Here is a 19144-nt window from a genome sequence, read left to right as displayed (position 1 = left end):
ACATCGGGTATGCTCTGTAGTACACGCACCGTAAAGCAGATACGGACAACGCCTGAGGGTTGTGGGATCAAAGACCTGACCCGACGGCCGAAACGGTGGTTGCGGTTCGACTGCTTATGGCCAGTCCCGCCTTTCGGATTGCGGCGCTAAACCGCTCCTGATCCACGGGGCGGACGTTTCGGGACTGAAGTTCCGCCGCTAAGTTGGGCAGGAAGTCCGGGCGCATTTCAACGAACTTTGCGCCTTCGCGCCGTGCCTCAGCCTCAAATCCATTCTCGGCATAGATAACCGCGGCAACGAGGTGGAATAGCGGGAATTTCTGCAAATCGGCCTGTCTGATTTCCGCGACCGCCGTCTTGCCGTCGTTCAGCATGAACGCAGCAAGCGCTCGTGTCCCGTGATAGTAACCGCCGCCACCCGGATTGAGAACGATGGCCCGCTCAAGAAGTGCTGCCCCGCGAGCCCAATCCCCGCCCATCGCCACGCGTGTCCCGAACTCTCCAAGCAGTTCCGTGTCGTTCGGGTTGGTTGCGAGCGCCCGTTCGCCAACGCGTAAAGCCTCATCCAGCTGCTGATTGAAGAACAGTGCCATCATCAATGCCTGATGCGCGCGCGTGCTGCCGGGATCAAGCTGGATTGCGCGCCGCGCCGCGACGAGGCTACGCTCGATTGGAATGGACGATCCCCGCCGCGCATTGAAGTCGAACCGATCTTCGTCGAGGTAGACGATCGACAGCATCGCCCATGCGGTCGCGAACGACGGATAGCGAGCGACCGCACTTTCAAGGCAATCCCTGACCTGCCGATGCCGTTCCGGACTCAACTCGGTTCGATAGGTGTAGAAGCTTAAAGTGCAGGCATAGGCGCCGAGATCGTCGGGAGGTTGATTGGCGACATCTTCCTGCGCGATAACTCCATAGGGTTGAGCAATGGCCGTCGCCACCCTGTTTGCGACGTCTGCCTGGATCGCGAACAGATCGCCCGAACCCATGTTCTCGTCATAGATCTGCGACCACAGGATTTCGCCGTTGTCCGTATCAAGCAGCCGCGCGGTAACCCGCATCTTGTCCCCCGAAATACGCACTCCTCCCATCAACAGATAGCCGGCACCGAGTGCGTTCCGGACGCGAGAAGCATCGACTTCGGGCGACAACGATCTGGACGTCTCACGGCCGAAGACCTTGATCTCCTTGAAGCGTGGCAAGGCTGTGAGAAGCTCCTCGGTCAGGCCGGCCGAAAAAATCTCCGCCTTAGGATCCTCACCAAGATTCGCAAACGGGGCAACGACCAGACTTGCCGTATGCATTTCCGGCATCGCCGTCGGATTGCGGGCAAAAGACGGTGATCCGCTTTGCATCTGATACAGGAAGGTCGATATCAGAGCTGGAATCAACAGACTGGCGACAAGCCACCTTCCATACCCTTGAAACCTGCCAATACCGACTGGTCCATCTGCCGGCGCAGATGCGCCAACGGAAGACTTGGTGTCTCCAGGGCTGCTCCAGACGAACGTTGGAACATACCCCCCTTTCGGAATGTCCATTCGAACAGGATCATCCTGTCCGGCTACAAGATAGTAGCGCTCCAAGCTTTGCCGCAGCCGTCCCGCCCCGATCCGCACGACCGGGTCGTCCTGCGAGAAGCCTTGGGAGCGCTTGAACACCTCCACCGCAACGGAATAGCCCTTGATGCGCTTGGCGTTGCCTGCCAGCGTCTCCTCTGTGATGTACCGCAGGAAATCGGCGCTACGGCCAGTGTGGGGAAACTCCGGATTCGCGATGATGCGCTCAAGCTGCCTGCGAATATCATCAGGTCCGGGAGGCGGTCGCGTGGAAGGTCGTGCAGCATCGGCTGCCATCGCATTCTGCATGCCATGCTCCTCACCGCTCTTGAGGGCGCCACTACCAGAAATTTTATTAGTGTAATCTACTTCACAAAGTCATCCGCGTCCACGGAGATGTCGTGGACGCGCCTTGGCGTTGCCTGCACGGCAGATGCGGGCTTACCGTGTGTTACCGTTAGATATGTTGCTTTTTGCAGTGCCCTGGCCAGGATGCAATCGGCGGTCGACCTCCGACCCGCCGCTCATCAAGGGGGAGGTATGACGATGACACGGCAAAATCGGGATGGCGTCGTCAATAGCCGCAGACTTGCCGCATGAGCGCATCGACGATCGCCGCAATTGTCTTCAGTTGCCTCGAACTTGCTTCGGCGGTCGGAATGATCGTGCGGCATCGGCTGCCGCATCAGGGTGAAGGCGCTGCCGCGTAGTTACTGCCGTTGTTACGGTAACATACGTTGATTGTGGATCGCGGTGAGCGATCATCGCGGACGTCCGCCCCCGTCGCGATGGGCGCGAAGCCGTCGTGCCCACCATTGGCAGCCACCATACCGGTCCGCGCCGCGACGTTATCCAGGAGGAGAAATTCCATGTGCCGTCGAAATGCGTTGCACTTTTCTCGCGGCGCGCTTGCCGCGCTGGGTTTCACAGCTTTGACCGGGTTGGGCTGTCCTGCGGCATTCGCGCAGGCGGTCACAGGAGCGCCCGGAGCGACGATCACCCTCGACGGCAAGCAGCTTCCGCCTCCCCCACCGAATTTCGGCGGCGTCATCAAGGAGAAAGCCTCAGAGTCTCAACCTTGGTGGGCGCCGCGCGTCGTGCCGCCAAAGGGTGCGCCGAACGTATTGCTGATCATGACGGACGACCAGGGATTCGGTGCACCCAGCACCTTTGGCGGCGTCATTCCCACCCCTGCAATGGACCGCGTTGCAAACCAGGGGTTGCGCTTCACCAATTTCCATTCGACGTCACTTTGTTCGCCGACACGGGCTGCATTGATTACGGGGCGAAACCACCATTCGGTCGGCGCCGGGGTCGTCGGCGAAATTGCGACGGGCTATCCGGGTTATGATTCCATCATCCCGATCGAGAAAGGCACCATTGGCACGATCCTCACGGAGAATGGCTACGCGACATCGTGGTTCGGCAAGAACCACAACACGCCTTCCTATCAATCGAGCCAGGCAGGGCCGTTCAATCAATGGCCAACGGGTATGGGCTTTGAATATTTCTACGGTTTTGTCGGCGGTGACGCCAGCCAATGGCAGCCCAACCTCTACCGCAATACGACTGCGATCTATCCCTTCGAAGGAAATCCGACCTGGAACCTGGAAACGGCGATGGCCGACGAGGCCATCCACTACATGAAGCAATTGAAGGAGATTGCCCCCGAGAAACCTTGGCTTGTCTATTACGTCCCGGGCGCCACCCATGCACCGCATCACCCCACACCGGAATGGGTCAAGAAGATCAGCGACATGCACCTCTTCGACGAAGGATGGAACAAGCTGCGCGAGACGATCTTCGCCAACCAGAAGCGGCTCGGCATCATGCCCGAGAACGCGCAACTGACGCCGTGGCCGAAGGAACTGCCGGAATGGGATAGCTTGGGCCTGGAAGAGAAGAAACTCTTTATCAAGCAGGCAGATATCTATGGCGCTTATCTCGCCTATGCCGACAATGAAATCGGTCGGGTCATCCAGGCCGTCGACGATCTCGGCGAACTCGACAATACGCTGATCATCTATATCGGCGGCGACAATGGCGCGAGCGCTGAAGGCATGCTGAACGGCACGCCGAACGAGTTCACCACCTTCAACGGAATCCCCGTGCCGGTGAAGGACCAGTTGCTCTGGTATCCGTTCTGGGGATCGGAACGAACCTTCCCGCATTTCGCCGCGGCCTGGGCATGGGCGATGGACACGCCTTTCAAGTGGGTGAAGCAGGTGCCGTCGCACTTTGGCGGAACCTCTCAAGGTGTGGCGATGTCCTGGCCTGGCCATATCGATGACGTCGGCGGCATCCGTCGCCAGTTCCACCACGTCATCGACATCGTGCCCACGATCCTCGAAGCGACCGGCATCCCGACGCCTCAGACAATCAACGGCATCGAGCAACGCCCCATTGAAGGGGTGAGCATGATGTACACCTGGGATAAGGCAAATGTCGACGCAGCCACCCGGCACACGACGCAATATTTCGAGATGCTCGGCAACCGCGCCATCTACGACAATGGCTGGGTGGCTGCGACGACGCCGGCGACCCGTCCATGGGAGTTGAGCACCGCGACGCCTCCCGACGTCATCAGCGGCTACAACTGGGAACTCTACAACGTCAACGATGATCCGACCCAGTTCAACGACCTTGCCGCCAAGATGCCGGACAAGCTCAAGCAGATGCAGGATCTCTTCTATTCCGAGGCGAAGAAGTACAACGTCCTGCCATTGGACAATTCGACGCTTTCCCGCTGGAACACGCCGCGCCCGAACCTGACTGCCGGACGAACCGAGTTTGCCTACTCGGGAGAACTCAGCGGCGTGCCGCCCAGTGCAGCGCCGAGTGTCTTGAACAAGTCCTATACGATCACGGCCGAGGTCGAGATACCCGAAGGCGGCGCGGAGGGCATGATCGTCACCGAGGGCGGCCGGTTCGGCGGCTACGGCTTGTTCCTCAGCAAGGGCGACTTCGGCGTCGGGCGAGGCAGGGTCGTGTTTCTCTACAACCTTCTCGACCTGAAGCGCACCATGTGGGAAGGGCCCGAACTGGAACCCGGCAAACACGAAATCGTCTTCACGTTCAAGTCCGATGGTCCAGGCCTGGGAAAAGGCGGCACGGGCGTGCTGTCGGTGGACGGCAAGGACGTGGCGACGAACTCGGTCGAACACACGATCCCGGTCACCTTTCCGGAGGATGAAAGCTTCGATGTCGGGCAGGATACGCGCACCGGGGTCGCCTTGGTCGAGTATCGGTACGACGCTCCGTTCAAGTTCACCGGCAAGATCAACGAGCTGACTTTCAAACTCGACCAGTAGAAGCGAACGAGGCCCACTCCGTGGGTCTCCGACGCAAGCGCCGAGATGTTCAAGGAGCCGACATGCCTGAAACCATGCGAGCGAATTCCAAGCTCCTGCTTTCGGTGACGGGCGTGGTTGAAGCAGCCACGGGCCTGGCGTTGCTGCTGGTACCGGCTCTTCTGATTGAAGTGCTGCTCGGGGCAGCGCCAGATACCCCTGTCGACATGACCGTCGCCCGTGTCGCTGGTGCGGCAGTGCTCGCCTTGGCCGTCGCCTGCTGGCTTGGGCGGCACGACGCGGGAGGCAAGGCCGTCAGAGGACTGGTATCGGCAATGCTTCTCTACAATGTTGCCGTCACCGCAATCCTGGCATTTTCCTGGCTCCGTCTCGGCATTTCCGGCATCGCGTTTTGGCCAGTTGTCGGGGGGCACGTCGGGCTGGCCGTCTGGTGCGTGGCGTGCGGATTGGCGTCACCGCGCATCGCAGACCGTTAGCTGGCTGTCATCGATATCCTCATGTTCACCTGCCGCAATCTGCTGGCAACCTTTACCGTGTCGTTGCAAAGCAGCCTTTTTCCCGCAACGCAATTGGCCAGATTGCACCCGCTGCGGTCATTGCGCGATATCCGAGAAGTCGCTCAGTCTGCATCGTCATTTGTCATACTCAGAGATGATGTGAGGCGGTAGCGAGACGATGACTGCTTTCGTGTTTCTCATGCCGTGGAGAGAGACTTCGGTCATGGAGGAACGTCTTCGATTTGTCGCCCGGCTGCTCGAGGGCAAGAGTATGAGCGATGGGTACCGAGGCATATTCGCGGCGGTAGCGCTTGAAATGCTGCGCAATGGGTTTGGTCGAATCAGCTACGGTCATGCCCCCATTACCATCTCGATCAGTACGAATTGGTAAGGCGACGCTGCCCAAAATTGCGAAAATCACAAAAAATGTCGATTCCGCCTTAGGCGAGAGGAATCCAGTCACGCCCCCCTGGATTTTTCTAATGTTTTCAATGGATGCGTTTCGCTATAGTTGCAGAAAGAATAATTCTCGGCATGCGGGACCTTTATACTGCCGTAATTTGGGCGACTCGAATTTCCGCAAATATTTCAAAATGTAACTTCGGAGTGATCGGGATAATGTGGCAGCAATATGGCTATGTTTCTCAAGCACTTACTGTCGCGTTGCTGTTGCGCCTTCCAGAATGTCGCCCTATAACCCGCCGCCGTAACGCCTGATTAACTAAAAATAGTAACCGGCAAAGACAACGCTAAGGTTGAGGAACAAGACCATGACGACATACTATGTAGCGACGACTGGCAGCGACAGCGGTAACGGCAGTACCACTTCTCCCTTCCGCACGATCAGCGAGGCGATGTCGGCGAACCTTAGGCCCGGCGACGAGGTCGTGGTGAAAGCAGGGACCTACAACGAGAGCATCAACATCGACAAGGACGGCTCGGCGGCAGGCGACATCACGCTGCGCTCGGAAGTGCCTGGCGCAGCACTGATCCGGCCGCCCGCAGGCTCGTATACCGGGATCAGTGTCAACGCCAACTACGTGACAATCGACGGCTTCGACATCAAGGGCGGCAACGGTGACGGCATCGAAGCGAACAACGTCCATCACGTCTCAATTCTCAACAACAAGGTCCACGACAGCGGGGAGTCGGGCATTCAGTTCAACTATTCTGACTTCGTCAAGATCGTAGGGAACGAGACCTACAATAACGCGTCGTCAGGCTGGTTCTCGGGCATCTCGATCTACGAGAACCGGAACATCACTGGCGATACCTCGACGACCGGCTACCGGAATATCGTACAAAACAACATCTCGCACGACAACGTCACGAAGACGGGTGCGCACACCGATGGCAACGGCATCATCATTGACGATTTTCAGAGCACACAGACGGATGGTCATCCAAACTATACGTTCAAGACCCTTGTCGACAACAACCTGGTCTACGAGAACGGCGGCAAAGGCATCCAAGTTGCCTGGAGCGACTCCGTCACGGTGCAGAACAACACAGCATACCACAACAATCAGGACCCGCTGAACGACGGCACCTGGCGCGGCGAACTCAGCAACGCGCAGTCGAGCAACAACACCTGGATCAACAACATCGCCGTAGCCGACCCGTCGGTGAACAAGAACAACACTGCGGTCGATAACACGTCGTACGGCGGCTATACCAACGCCAACGTCGTCTGGGCCAACAACGACACCTACAACGGCACGGCCGGCCAGGCCTCGGTCAGGACCGACGGCGGCAACGCTATGCCGAGCACGGCGAACGGCAACAAGCTCGGCGTCGACCCGCATTTCGCGGGAGCAGCGAGCGACAACTTCCACCTCGGCTCCGGCTCGGCAGCGATCGACGGCGGAACCGCCAAGTACGGCGTCGGCTCGGTCGATCTGGACGGCCACGCTCGCGTCGTTGGAACTGTCGATATGGGTGCCTACGAATCGGGCTCCAGTGCGACACCGGGAACGCCAACCACGCCGACGCAACCGACAACGCCAACCACGCCGACGAATCCGACAACGCCAACCACCCCGACGGAACCGACAACGCCGACCACGCCGACGCAACCGACAACGCCAACGGCGCCGACAAAGGAATTCATCGGCACCAACGGTGACGACATCCTGCCACACACCGGCCAGTCCAACGGCGGCAACGAAACCTTCAAGGGTCTCGGCGGTAGTGACGTGTTGAAGGGCGGCGCCGGCGCGGACGTGCTCGACGGCGGTACTGGCAATGACACGGCCAGCTATGCGGGCTCCGACGCGGTCAACGTCGACCTGGCGACTAAGGCGGCATCGGGCGGCCAGGCGACCGGTGACAAGATCGCCGGCATCGAAAACTTGACCGGCTCAAGCTACAACGACGTGCTGATCGGCGGCAACGGCGGCGGCAACGTTCTCACTGGCGGGGCTGGCGCGGACAAGCTGGACGGCGGCGCCGGCAATGATGTCCTCATTGGTGGTGCCGGAAAGGACATTATGACCGGTGGCATCGGTGAGGATACGTTTATCTTGAAGGCACCGACGGAAACCGGGTCCGGCTTGAACCGCGACGGCATCACCGACTTCCAGCACGGCGTGGATAAGATCGACATCTCGGCGATCGATGCGAATGGCTCTGCGGCGGGCAATGGTACCTTCCATTTCCAGGCACAGGAGAATGCCTTGTTCGATCACAAGGCTGGCGCGCTCGCTTGGCACTATGACGACCACGCCGGAACCGCCAGCGATGTTACCGTTATCCAGGCCGACATGAACGGCGACGGCATTCATGACTTCGAGGTTCAGCTGAAGGGCCTCGTCCACCTGGGGGCAGGCGATTTTCTCCTGTAACGATAGCGTTGTGGCGGTCGTCCGATCGCCACAACACGCTGGCCGCAAAAGTCGGCTACTTCGGCGTGCGGATGAGGGAGCCCCATCCGCGCGCTGCAATTTTTCGACAGGCGTCAGCCGGCCTTTCGGGCCGGCTTTGCGTAAACCGATAGCTCGTCAGAACGCCTCACCTCCCGCCATCAGGCGTATCGACGATCGTAGCGCGAATAGAATCAACTCCGACGAATTTCAGGCTGACAGGTCGCCAAGGACCTTTAGAATATGTTCTCGGATCGCGATGGCCATTTTTCCCGGTGATGCGGAAGTGACGTCGAGCACCAATGTGTTTGGGTGGAGTGGATCGAAACCCCCGCCCTCCGACTGCGATCCCTCGAGGCTGCCACATCCGTGGATTTCAACCTTTGGCGGTCGCTCGGGGTTCGAAACCCGGCGAGCCAGCTCCTCTTCATCACAGCAATCGCACCGGCACCAAAACGGCGTCGCAGCCTTCGGCAGCACCGGCGATCTGTTGAAAGGTACGAAGGCTCCGCTCATCACCCTCCAAGCCGGCATGCGTGAAAATGAAATTGGCGGACGGCGCGTAAGCGGTGATTGCATCAAGGACCGTTTGTCGAACTCGACCTGTAAACTCCCATATTCCCTTTGGAAGCGGGGCCGTTCCATCCTCACCCAGCAGACGCAGAATCGGGTTGTTGACCCAGTGGTTGTCGACAATTTTTGCCGAAACCATGGCGCTCAACTCTTTCGCGATGGTCAACTTCCCAACGGCCGGGAAGCCTATGAGCACGATGCGGACACCCATCTTTCGCGACACCTACATAGTTTTCGTTGATAATCATGTCGCCCGAAGACATGGCCGTAAATGCGTGTTCCAATCGGATAGACGGTCCACGGCCCAGCAACTTCGTTTTACGGAAGCCGCTCTAGCTGTTTGGCGAACGGCATGCTGCATGGATGGACACTTGAAAAATGGCGACCCCTGCAGGAATCGAACCTGCGACAACCTGCTTAGAAGGCAGGTGCTCTATCCAGCTGAGCTAAGGGGCCGTCCGGCGGCCGCGTCTCGTGAGCGCGACCGGATGCGGCATATCTGGACGAGAAATCTCAATGCGTCCAAGGCTGCGTGCGGGTATAGCGGAAATTGTCGGGATAGGCGACAACCTGGCGTGTCGGGTCCTTCGGCGCGATGACGCGGTATTCGATGCCGTTGCGCTGGGCGTAGGCTTCGGCGAGTTCCTGCGATTCGAAGGTGAGCTTCACCTGCTGGCGCATATCGCCGGAGGAGGTGTAGCCCATGATCGGATCGATCTTGCGCGGCGACTCCTGATCGAACTCAAGCACCCAGAGATGAGTCTTGGCCTTGCCGGACTGCATGGCGGTCTTGGCTGGACGATAGATCTTGGCAGACATGACTGCAGCGTCTCCGACTATGCGGGCAGCGCCCGCCTTACATGGCTCGATCCCCGTTCCCGGGGCTTTTGCTTCATCGCTAGAGATAACGCAAAGAGATGAATTTTGCTTAGCCGCGAATCCCCGCTTTTTCAAGAAAAAAGGCGGTGTACGACGCTGCTGGCGACTCCATAACGAGCCGATGCATTTGGGAAACAAGGATATCGACGGAGATGGCGGCAGCCATCTCTTGAAACCCTCGGATTGCCACCCGGATTGCGCAATATTACCGATTGTCTCATGTTTTGATCACAACCCGATTGCCGCTGCCAGCCCTCGGCACTAGTTTACGGCTCAATCGCTTTCAGTGGATTTGCATTCATGATCAAACGTTCGGCGGAGTTCAATGCCATTGTGATTGGCGCGAGCATCACGGCGTTCTTCTACGTTGCCATCAGCTACGCTCAATATATCGGCCTGATCGCCCACGGCTGAGGCAGCCTTGTCCTGACGTCCAATTGCGCCAGTCGGATGGACTCGTGCGCCCGGCAAGCAGACTGGCGACCTATCAAGATTTTTCTGTCTTGCATCCACAGGTCCGGCGAGGAATCTTCGGCCAGAGCTGGATTTATGGGTTGCGACGGCGAAGTGAACCGTGTATCTCCCCTGCCATTCACGGCACGGAGTGTAGCGCAGTCTGGTAGCGCATCTGGTTTGGGACCAGAGGGTCGGGAGTTCGAATCTCTCCACTCCGACCATTCAATATCCCGATATTGTTGAATTCCTGGACAGTCGCAGCGCAGGTTGCGTGCTCGCGGTTGTACGCGCCGTTACTTGGCCTTCTTCGTCGTCGTGGCGCTGACGATCCTGTCGCCCGGCTTGATACCCAGTTTGGCGACGATGCCGGCATTGAGTTCGACGACGTATTTCACCGCGCTCATCGAATCGATGATGTCGCGCGAATAGGGCACTGCCTTTTCCTTGATGTGGCGGATCGTGCCGGTGTCATCGGCAAAGAGCATATCGAGCGGCAGGATGGTGTTTTCCATCCACATGGTGACGCGCCGCGGCTCATCGAAATCGAAGATCATGCCGGCATCGTCGGCCATGACCTTGCGAAACATCAGTCCGCGGGCGCGCTGATCAGGGGTCGAGGCAATCTCGACGGTGAAATGCAGCACCTTGCCCGCAGCGGTCTGGATGAGCAGCGGCTCCTTGTCGAACCGCATTTGCTCCTCGGCCAAAGCCGGCAGCGTGACCATGAAAAAAAGCGCCAATATGGCGCTTCTGATGGCATGAAACAGGGTAAGGCTGCTCATATCAGTGAGACCGGCTGGCCGGGCTCGGAACGTCGGGATGGATCTCTGCGGCCATCAGGCCCTTTTCGCCGTCGCCGAAGCGGACAAGAACCACCTGGCCGGGGCGCAGTTCCGTCAGGCCGAAGCGGCGGAGCGTTTCCATGTGCACGAAGATATCTTCTGTGCCCTCGCCGCGCGTCAGGAAGCCGAAGCCCTTGGTGCGGTTGAACCACTTGACCAGCGCACGCTCGAGTCCGCTCGTTGCGGTGACCTGCACATGGGTGCGCACCGGCGGCAGCTGCGAGGGATGAATCGCGGTCGACTGGTCCATCGAGAGGATCTTGAAAGCCTGGTAGCCGCGCTCGCGGCGCTGGATGAGTGCGACGATGCGCGTTCCCTCGAGGATCGTCTGGTAACCGTCGCGACGCAGGCAGGTGACGTGCAGGAGAACATCCTGCAAGCCGTTGTCGGGCACGATGAAGCCGAAACCCTTGGCGACGTCGAACCACTTGACGACGCCGGTGATTTCAACAAGATCGACTGGCTCTCCCGATAGCTCGTCGAGGTCGGAGTATTCGTTCGATGAAATCCTATCAGCCATTGTCGCCAGCCCCTCGAATACGCGTCACACTGTTACGGTTAACTGATTCTTCAAATCAAGATTAACATCTTGGTAACGGATAAGCGCAAGTCCTAGTTTTCGGTTATTCCCAGCTGCACATTTTATAAAGATGACTTGCCCGAAGCTGACCTCGGCTTGCTGAAAAAAGCCAGCCCCAATAAAGGAGTAGATAGAATGCGTTATCTCCACACAATGGTACGCGTCAAAGACCTAGACGCCTCGCTCGCTTTTTACACCACGCTGTTCGGGCTGGAGGAGATTCGCCGCCACGAAAACGAGAAAGGCCGCTTTACCCTGGTTTTTCTAGCCGCTCGCGACGATCTCGACCGTGCGCGCAGCGAAAAAGCTCCCTGCCTCGAACTAACCTACAACTGGGACACGGAAGATTATAGCGGAGGACGCAATTTCGGCCACCTTGCTTATGAGGTCGACGATATTTACGCGACCTGCCAGAATCTGATGGACAACGGCGTCACTATCAACCGGCCGCCGCGCGACGGCAACATGGCCTTTGTGCGCTCGCCCGACGGCATCTCGATCGAAATCCTGCAAAAGGGCAGCCCGCTTCCGGCCGCCGAACCCTGGGCCTCGATGGGCAATACCGGCGCGTGGTAAGGGTTTTCGCCGCAAGGCTTTTGCGAGGCTTGCGGCTTTTTCGATTTCGGGTCCGGCCGGCGCCTTGACGCTTGCCGCGATCCGGCCCCGCAGGCAATCTCCTGGCGACTCGAAGCGGAGGAATGGTGTTTTTCGCCATTTTTCCGCATCAACTGGAGACTGTCGCTTGCCTAACATGCAGATGCGGATGCCCGTAACGGGCGCTTTGCTGATCGCCACCTCGGTGCTGGCGCTGTCGGGCTGCGCGTCGGACAAGAAGGCGCTCGAATCCGCCGCAGCTGCTCCGGCGGCACCGGCCGCAGTACCACAGCTTGCCACGGCAGCGCCTGCAAGCCCTGCCCCACGCTCGGTCTATACGGATCCGCGGCTCGTCAACGTCTCCGGCGCCCAGGGCGCGCCTCAGGTCGTGGCACAGGATCCGAATGCCGCCGCCCCGCCCGCCGGTTCGGCAACGGCGGCGCCCGCCAATATCGGCGGCCTCGTCCTGCAGTCGACCCGGATCAACGCGCAGGCGATGAGCATCTTTTCCGATCACCAGCCGGCGCCACAGAACAACAGCACGTCCACCGTCATTCAGCCGCAGGCCTATGCGCCGGTGGAAGGTGCAGCACCGGCGCGAAGCAGCGTCTACAGCCAGCCGCCCGCGCCCACACAGCCGGCAGAACCGGTGCTGCCGCAGCAATCCTCGCAGAATAGCAGCACGCAGCTTGTGCCCATGCAAACGGCGTCGCTGACGACGGGCAGCATTCCGGCCTCGACAATGAATGCGCTCTACAGCGCGCCGAAGCAGAACCTGCTCGGCAGTCTGTCCGGCCTGCTGCACAAGGCCGCCCTGCCCGGCATGACGCGTATCGCGCCGAATGGGCTGCATCTTCAAAACGACAAGGTCGAGGTCGGCTGCTTCAAGCCCGACCTCTTGAAAGTGATCAAGACGGTCGAAAACCATTTCGGCCGACCGGTTATCGTCACCTCCGGCTATCGCGACGAGGAGCATAACCGCCTCGTCGGCGGCGCTGACGAATCGATGCACAAGAGCTGCGAGGCCGCCGACATCCAGATCGACGGTGTGACGAAATGGGATATCGCCGCCTATATCCGCTCGTTGCCGGACCGCGGCGGCGTCGGCACCTATTGCCATACGGATTCGGTCCACCTCGATACCGGCAAAACCCGTGACTGGAACTGGGGCTGCGGCGGCAAACGCGCGCCGCTGACGACCGCAAGAGCGATCTGACGGCCGCGCGCTTTTCGCATCACGTAAGGGCAGCGCCGCCTCGTCCTGTTCAAGAAATAACCGGCAGCCTATTGATTCAGCTTCAATAATCGGCGTCTGCAACGCAGCAGGATTTCTTGTCATTTTTTTGAAAGAAAACCGCATTTCCCGCTTGCGGGATTCAAAATGCCTGACTATAAGGGCGCCACCACGAAGGAAGCGCCCTTCGTCTATCGGTTAGGACACCAGATTTTCATTCTGGGAAGAGGGGTTCGACTCCCCTAGGGCGTGCCATTTTCTCTCCATATAGAAGCCATCGCATCCGCTTGCAGAAGCCGGCGCGCGCGCCTATTTTAGCGAACGGTTTGCGCCCTTCGTCTATCGGTTAGGACGACAGATTCTCATTCTGTAAAGAGGGGTTCGACTCCCCTAGGGCGTACCACTATTCCTCTCGTCTCAATCTAGCCGGACGCATTTTTGCGAAATTTTGACACGAGGTTGCGGAATCTTTGAAAAAGCCCAATCAGGTTTTAAGAGCGGCTCAAGAAGCGTTTAAACCGTTCTCAACGGCCGATGAAATATCCTGGCGCAGATGCTTCTTGCAGCCGCTCGGTCGTCGGGGTGGTGAGCACGGGGGCACACGAAAGGCTCTTTATAGATCCTCGCGGATAGAAAAGACGTAGTTATAAGGCGTTCCGGCAGAGCCCTTCTGGATGTCGTCGATCGACAGGGAACGAAATTTTCGATCTTTCAGGCAATATACAGAATATCCAAACGGCTTAAGATAGTCGATCACACTGGCGACAGCGTTGGGTCGATGTCGGTCTTCCGCTTCGATGAGCAGGTTTGGGCGATACCGGTTCAATATAGCCTCTGCGCCTTCGAGTACTTTTAGTTCGTGCCCTTCAACGTCGATCTTAATGAAGCCTACAGTGCCGAACTGATAGCTGTCCAAACGCCGGGTTGGAACGGAAATTTCTTCGACATTTTGCGTCGAAAGCGTATTCTGCTCCTCAATCGTGGCGCAGCCATCCATGAGCTGATCACTGGGGATCCGCATCGTTGCAACGCCATCGCTGTCGGAAAGTGCGACCTGCTCGACCCGAACCGACGAACCAAGCGCAGCCTTCAGAAAAGCTACCATGTTAGGCTGAGGTTCGAAGGCGACGACATCGCGCGCATACTTGGTCAAGAACCAAGAATAGACACCGTAGTTCGCACCTATATCGATTGCAGTCTGGTTCCGACGGCATAATCTGTCGAGGATCCGAAGCTCGGGCTCACCACGGCGCCATTCTCGTGAAGCGCGCGTCCATAGCCTGAACCGAGGTGGCGCAATATTAGCGATATGAAGCATGTAGGCTCCCGGTAACGCGAACGCATGCGCTATCCGCTCATCGAGCGGCATGCTCCTTCTTTTCCATCCTCCGTGAATTGGCAACCAGTGGCTAGATCATCGATAGTTGGTGCCTTGCGCGGCCATTTCACCAAGCCTAGTTCTTTAGGTGAAGCCGACATAGCCGTGGATCCCTTCAACCTCGCCAGTTGATGATGGGGGCGGTGGGATTGGCTATCTGGCGTCTTGGAGCGGCAGTCCCGGTAATGACCGCCGATCGACGAGGTCTGGCCGAGGCGTCCGGACGACGCGCAGGCCGAAGTGATCGTGGCTCCCTCGGATTTGCGTTAGAGCGGAACCCGTGCTGCGGGAACCATTGCCCCGGCATTACGGTGCCGGCCTCCGGCACCAAGGCGCCGGACACCCGACGCGAGGGCCTGTAGCTCAATGGTTACAGCCGGCGGCTCATAACCGCTTGGTTGGGGGTTCGAGTCCCCTAGGGCGTACCAATCGCTTGCACGATGCTGCCCAACCCAACCCGCAGGCTCGATCTTTCTCCGCTTCGGCGTATCCGGCGCGGTGGTTTTCCACAACAGCAAAAGATTGCCGAAAACGATGATTTTTTCGCGCCTTGGCGCTTGCGGCCTTCTGAGGTGCTGACTATAAGGGCGCCACAGCACGCGCCCTTCGTCTATCGGTTAGGACGACAGATTTTCATTCTGTAAAGAGGGGTTCGACTCCCCTAGGGCGTGCCACTTGCTCCCAGAAATTCATCCATCGATTCGGGCCAGATCAGCGGGCTTATTTGCCGCTTGTGCCCTCCTTCTGCGCAAGCCTCGCGTAACCGCACTCGCCGGCGGGGCTGGAGAGATGCTTCGCATCCGACCTCCGCAACTGGCGCTTTAATTTAGCGTCTATGAGATGAAGAAAGCGGCGTGATCGATGGTCACGCCGCTTTCGTATGAGCAGCCACTTGCAATGCGCCGGCTCGCGATTTCTTATCTGGCAGGCAGGGATCGCGCTTCAAGTCTTTGATGACAAGTGAGGCGGCTAGAACAGGATGATTTTAGGCCCGGTCGGCCTAGCGGTGCGAGATGACTGTCGGAATACCGTGTTTTTAAGCCGACTCGATCAGCGCGCAGACCCTGTCGACGATCTCCATCTCCATGTCCGGATAGATGGGAAGGCAGAGCACCTGTTGTGCGGCCTCGGTTGCGACCGGCAGGTTCGAGGGCTGCGAGGAAGGCAGGCTGCGGTACATCGAGAAGCTTGAAATCAGCGGATAGAAATAGCGGCGCGGATGAATGCTGTTTTCCTTCAGCCGTTCATAGAGCCCATCGCGTGAAATGGGATAGTCAGGGCGTACGAGGATCGGGAAATAAGAGAAGTTGGAGACGGTCTCGCCGGAACGGTCCAGGCATTCTATGCCGGCCACACCGCGGAGCCGCTCACGGTATGCGCTGTCGATCAAACCACGCCTTTCGAGCGCGAGCTTGATGTATTTCAGCTGCAACAGGCCGAGCGCAGCGTTGAACTCGCTCATCTTGCCGTTCGTGCCTGGCGCCACCACGGTCACTTCGTCGACGTAACCGAAGTTCTTCAGCTGGTCGATGCGGGTCTTCGTCTTGACATCCGGGCAGATGATGGCCCCGCCTTCGAATGTGTTGAAAACCTTCGTCGCATGGAAGCTCAGGATGGAAAGGTCGCCGTGATTGAGAATGCTTCCCCGCTCGTCTTCCACGCCGAAGGAATGGGCGGCGTCATAGATGACCTTCAGATTGTAGAGATCGGCGATCTTCTGGATAGCATCGACGTCGCAGGGGTGGCCGTAGCAATGCACAGGCATGATCGCCGTCGTCTGCTGCGTGATCGCCGCCTCGATCTTCGCTGGATCGACATTGAGCGTCACCGGATCGATGTCGACGAAGACGGGCTTTAAGCCGTTCCAGAGAAGTGAATGCGAAGTGGCGACGAAGGAATAAGGCGTGGTGATGACTTCGCCCGTGACGCGGAGCGCCTGAAGCGCCGTCAGCAGCGCGACCGTGGCGTTGGAAAAGAGGCTGATGTGCTTCACGCCGAGATGGTTGCAGAGCTCCTGCTCCAGCTGCTGGTGGAATGGCCCGCCATTGGTCAGGACGCGATTGTTCCAGATTGCTTCCAGCGACGGAATGAATTCTTCGAGCGGCGGCAGGCTGGGCTTCGTTACATAGATCTTTTCGTTTTTCATGACGCCGTCGAGGAGTTGGGCATTATCGCGCAATGGGCCTGGTCCGAACATCACGGCTTAACCTGTTCCCAGGCTGACCAGAACATGATGCCGAAAAGTGTGAGCGGTTTTCGGACGACATCCTGTTCTAGCGAAATTCCTGCCAACAGTGTGGCGCAAGCTTCACGTCCAATAGTCGGCACCCAAACCAGCCCGAATGCCGTTTCGTGAATCATGGAGACGGCGGCCATGCACGAAGGACGATTCCTTGACGATCAATCAGCCCATTTCCGCTCTGCCGTCCGGTCTTCCTGATCTGGCACTTCTCACGGAGAAAGCTGCCAGCACGGGATCCGTCATTGTCTATCAGCCTTATCTCGATCCTTCGCAGCGCAGCCAGCTGGATGCGGCTGCCGTGCCGCTCGACATTTCGTTCAATACGCAGGCTACGACCCGCGAATATGAGCTCTTCCTCATCCTGCATCAGCATCACGAGGCGATCGGCCTCGGCGACGACGTGTTCTGGGGGCTGCTCTCCAGCAAATTCGAGATGAAGTCGGTGACGAGCTTCCCGTCCTTTGTAACAGAGGCGGAAAAGGCCAGGGCGGAAGGTGCGGACGCCTATCTTTACAATCCGCTGATCGGCCACGCGGCGATCTACAGCAACGTTTGGGAACATTCGCTGCTTGGCGGTCATCCCGGTATGGACCCGATCTTCCTGCATATTCAGGCGCTCGGTCATCCGATCGCGCCGCCGCAGGACAAGACGGCCTTCATGTTCTGCAACTATTTCTGCGGCAACCGGAAATTCTGGTCCGGGTATTTCGCTTTTTGCGAACGCATTCTCGAATCGCTGGAAAGAGAAGCGCTCGCCGGCTCGCCGGCAGGGACCGCCTATGCCGGTGTGGCTCACTATTCACGCGATGCCAACGCGAAGATGCGCCCCTTCGTGATCGAGCGTCTGCTCGGGCTCTATGTCCAGCAGGCTGCCGTCTCCGGAATGAAGATCGCCGCCTTCGTACCGACCGTTGCCGATTTCGAATGGAAGTTCGGTGTCCGCCTCGGCCGTATGCTGCATGGTCTCTTCGCCGCCAAGGAAGCCTTTCTGCAGAGCCGTGACCAGGCTCTCCTGACCTCGTGGCAGGAAGGCCGCCAGCCGCTCATCAAGCAGCCGCATCTGATCTGGGGCGCTGATGATCCGCCCGCTTGGATGCCGCGCGGCCAATTCATCGGCCGCCGCGAATTGATGCGCGCCTATGCTCCGCAGGCTTCAGGCGCCTCTCCAGTGCCGCAGCAGCCGGTACGGACGGAAAGGCCCGCTATATCAGCCGCGCCGAAGATCGAGCAGCCGCTCCGCAACCCGTTGCAGCCCTTTGCCGGCGGATGGCAGGCACACAAGGACCGTCATTGCATCTGGATCGTGACGCCCGCCAACTACAATCACAGCCACGCCTTCGACGAAGTCGCGCTCGGCCTCCAGGGCGCCTTCGAGGAACTCGGCGGCTCGGCACCGATCGTCCGCGACATGACCGCGTTCGCGGGTCGTGCGCCGATCATCTACGGCGGCAACCTTCTCCCCGCCGAAATCGTCAGCCATCTGCCGAAGGACAGCGTCGTCGTCAATCTTGAGCAGGTGTCCGAAGAAAGCATCTGGATCAATTCGCGCTACACCTCGATCCTGAAGTCGCTTCCGGTTCTCGACTACAGCCCGCGCAACCGGGAAAATCTCGCCGCCAAGGGCATTGATCATGCTGGCGTGCTCGAAATCGGCTATAGCCGCTGCCTCAGCCAGATAAAACACGCCCCCGTCAAAGATATCGACGTGCTCTTCTACGGCTCGATGAACGAACGCCGCCACCATATCCTGAAGACGCTGGAGCAAGGCGGGCTTAAGGTCGCGCACCTCTTCAACATCTATGGCGCGGAACGTGACGCGGCGATTGCCCGTTCCAAGATCGTCATCAACATTCATCACTATGCGAGCGGCGTCTTCGAGATCGTGCGCATTTCCTATCTGCTCGCCAATCGCGTCTGCGTGCTGACCGAAGGCGATATCCGCGACCCGGATCTCCAGCCCTTCAGCGGCGGCCTGGCGGTCGAGCCCTATGACAAGATGATCGAGCGCTGCCACAAGTTGATCGCAGATACCGCGGAGCGTGATTCCGTCGCCGCGAAGGGCTTTGCGGCCATGGAGAGCCGATCGCAAGCGGCCATGCTGATGAGCGTCATGACCGCCGGTTGTACCTGACGAGA

The 19144-nt window shown here is 58.8% G+C and carries 13 protein-coding genes, 5 tRNA genes and 1 pseudogene; 10 read left to right on the top strand and 9 right to left on the bottom strand.

Annotation, left to right across the window (positions count from 1 at the left end):
- Positions 1 to 67: 67 nt before the first annotated feature.
- Positions 68 to 1870 carry an adenylate cyclase gene (locus tag AB8B31_RS08985; protein WP_131703235.1) on the bottom strand — a complete coding sequence of 601 codons (1803 nt, stop codon included), beginning with the start codon at positions 1868 to 1870 and terminating at the stop codon, positions 68 to 70.
- Positions 1871 to 2430: 560 nt separating this feature from the next.
- On the opposite strand from AB8B31_RS08985, the gene AB8B31_RS08980 reads away from it, so the two are divergent.
- From AB8B31_RS08980 to AB8B31_RS08970, 3 genes are all read left to right on the top strand, one after another.
- A complete protein-coding gene (locus AB8B31_RS08980) occupies positions 2431 to 4872 on the top strand; it encodes an arylsulfatase (RefSeq protein WP_131703234.1) in 2442 nt (813 codons plus the stop codon).
- A gap of 62 nt (positions 4873 to 4934) precedes the next feature.
- Complete coding sequence (locus AB8B31_RS08975) at positions 4935 to 5348, top strand: hypothetical protein (protein WP_131703233.1); 414 nt, start codon at positions 4935 to 4937, stop codon at positions 5346 to 5348.
- Between the two features lie 791 nt (positions 5349 to 6139).
- Positions 6140 to 8212: a calcium-binding protein gene (locus tag AB8B31_RS08970; RefSeq protein WP_131647117.1), complete on the top strand. Its 2073-nt coding sequence runs from the start codon at positions 6140 to 6142 to the stop codon at positions 8210 to 8212.
- A 228-nt stretch (positions 8213 to 8440) separates the two neighbouring features.
- On the opposite strand, the pseudogene AB8B31_RS08965 reads toward AB8B31_RS08970, so the two are convergent.
- From AB8B31_RS08965 to AB8B31_RS08955, 3 genes and pseudogenes are all read right to left on the bottom strand, one after another.
- Positions 8441 to 9014, bottom strand: a pseudogene (locus tag AB8B31_RS08965) (chloramphenicol phosphotransferase).
- A 168-nt stretch (positions 9015 to 9182) separates the two neighbouring features.
- A tRNA-Arg gene (locus AB8B31_RS08960) sits at positions 9183 to 9259 on the bottom strand.
- Positions 9260 to 9316: 57 nt separating this feature from the next.
- Positions 9317 to 9622 (bottom strand): ETC complex I subunit, encoded by a 306-nt coding sequence (locus AB8B31_RS08955; RefSeq protein ID WP_018241855.1) that lies wholly within the window; start codon positions 9620 to 9622, stop codon positions 9317 to 9319.
- A 660-nt stretch (positions 9623 to 10282) separates the two neighbouring features.
- Here AB8B31_RS08955 and AB8B31_RS08950 point away from each other — a divergent pair.
- Positions 10283 to 10359, top strand: a tRNA-Pro gene (locus AB8B31_RS08950).
- Between the two features lie 72 nt (positions 10360 to 10431).
- Here AB8B31_RS08950 and AB8B31_RS08945 read toward each other — a convergent pair.
- Together AB8B31_RS08945 and AB8B31_RS08940 are read right to left on the bottom strand one after the other, a co-directional pair.
- Positions 10432 to 10920, bottom strand: coding sequence for a DUF192 domain-containing protein (locus AB8B31_RS08945; protein WP_131703231.1), 489 nt, complete (start codon positions 10918 to 10920; stop codon positions 10432 to 10434).
- 1 nt (position 10921) lies between these two features.
- A complete protein-coding gene (locus AB8B31_RS08940; RefSeq protein ID WP_018241851.1) occupies positions 10922 to 11500 on the bottom strand; it encodes a cold-shock protein in 579 nt (192 codons plus the stop codon).
- A gap of 195 nt (positions 11501 to 11695) precedes the next feature.
- Here AB8B31_RS08940 and gloA point away from each other — a divergent pair, with 195 nt between their 5' ends.
- The 4 genes from gloA (at position 11696) to AB8B31_RS08920 (ending at position 13791) form a co-directional block, all read left to right on the top strand.
- Complete coding sequence (gene gloA, locus AB8B31_RS08935; RefSeq protein WP_018073425.1) at positions 11696 to 12136, top strand: lactoylglutathione lyase; 441 nt, start codon at positions 11696 to 11698, stop codon at positions 12134 to 12136.
- Positions 12137 to 12311: 175 nt separating this feature from the next.
- A complete protein-coding gene (locus tag AB8B31_RS08930; RefSeq protein WP_418889541.1) occupies positions 12312 to 13370 on the top strand; it encodes a YcbK family protein in 1059 nt (352 codons plus the stop codon).
- Between the two features lie 198 nt (positions 13371 to 13568).
- Positions 13569 to 13643 (top strand) — tRNA-Glu (locus tag AB8B31_RS08925).
- A gap of 73 nt (positions 13644 to 13716) precedes the next feature.
- Positions 13717 to 13791, top strand: a tRNA-Glu gene (locus tag AB8B31_RS08920).
- A gap of 210 nt (positions 13792 to 14001) precedes the next feature.
- Here the strand turns inward: AB8B31_RS08920 and AB8B31_RS08915 are convergent.
- The gene (locus AB8B31_RS08915; protein WP_245511519.1) at positions 14002 to 14757 is read right to left on the bottom strand and encodes an FkbM family methyltransferase; all 756 of its coding nucleotides are present in this window, start codon (positions 14755 to 14757) and stop codon (positions 14002 to 14004) included.
- A gap of 608 nt (positions 14758 to 15365) precedes the next feature.
- On the opposite strand from AB8B31_RS08915, the gene AB8B31_RS08910 reads away from it, so the two are divergent.
- Positions 15366 to 15440, top strand: a tRNA-Glu gene (locus AB8B31_RS08910).
- Between the two features lie 362 nt (positions 15441 to 15802).
- Here AB8B31_RS08910 and AB8B31_RS08905 read toward each other — a convergent pair.
- Both AB8B31_RS08905 and AB8B31_RS08900 read right to left on the bottom strand, forming a co-directional pair.
- The gene (locus tag AB8B31_RS08905; RefSeq protein WP_166480276.1) at positions 15803 to 16912 is read right to left on the bottom strand and encodes a DegT/DnrJ/EryC1/StrS family aminotransferase; all 1110 of its coding nucleotides are present in this window, start codon (positions 16910 to 16912) and stop codon (positions 15803 to 15805) included.
- Positions 16913 to 16962: 50 nt separating this feature from the next.
- On the bottom strand, positions 16963 to 17142 hold the full coding sequence (locus tag AB8B31_RS08900; protein ID WP_131703300.1) for a hypothetical protein: 180 nt from the start codon (positions 17140 to 17142) through the stop codon (positions 16963 to 16965).
- Between the two features lie 17 nt (positions 17143 to 17159).
- Here AB8B31_RS08900 and AB8B31_RS08895 point away from each other — a divergent pair, with 17 nt between their 5' ends.
- Positions 17160 to 19139, top strand: coding sequence for a glycosyltransferase family 1 protein (locus AB8B31_RS08895; protein ID WP_131703299.1), 1980 nt, complete (start codon positions 17160 to 17162; stop codon positions 19137 to 19139).
- Positions 19140 to 19144: the final 5 nt, after the last annotated feature.

The organism is Rhizobium sp. 62_C5_N11_2 (genome assembly GCF_051811185.1).
Taxonomy (GTDB): Bacteria; Pseudomonadota; Alphaproteobacteria; order Rhizobiales; family Rhizobiaceae; genus Rhizobium; species Rhizobium leguminosarum.
The sequence above is the reverse complement of the archived record's forward strand: the minus strand, read 5'-3'. Positions and strand labels throughout refer to the sequence as shown.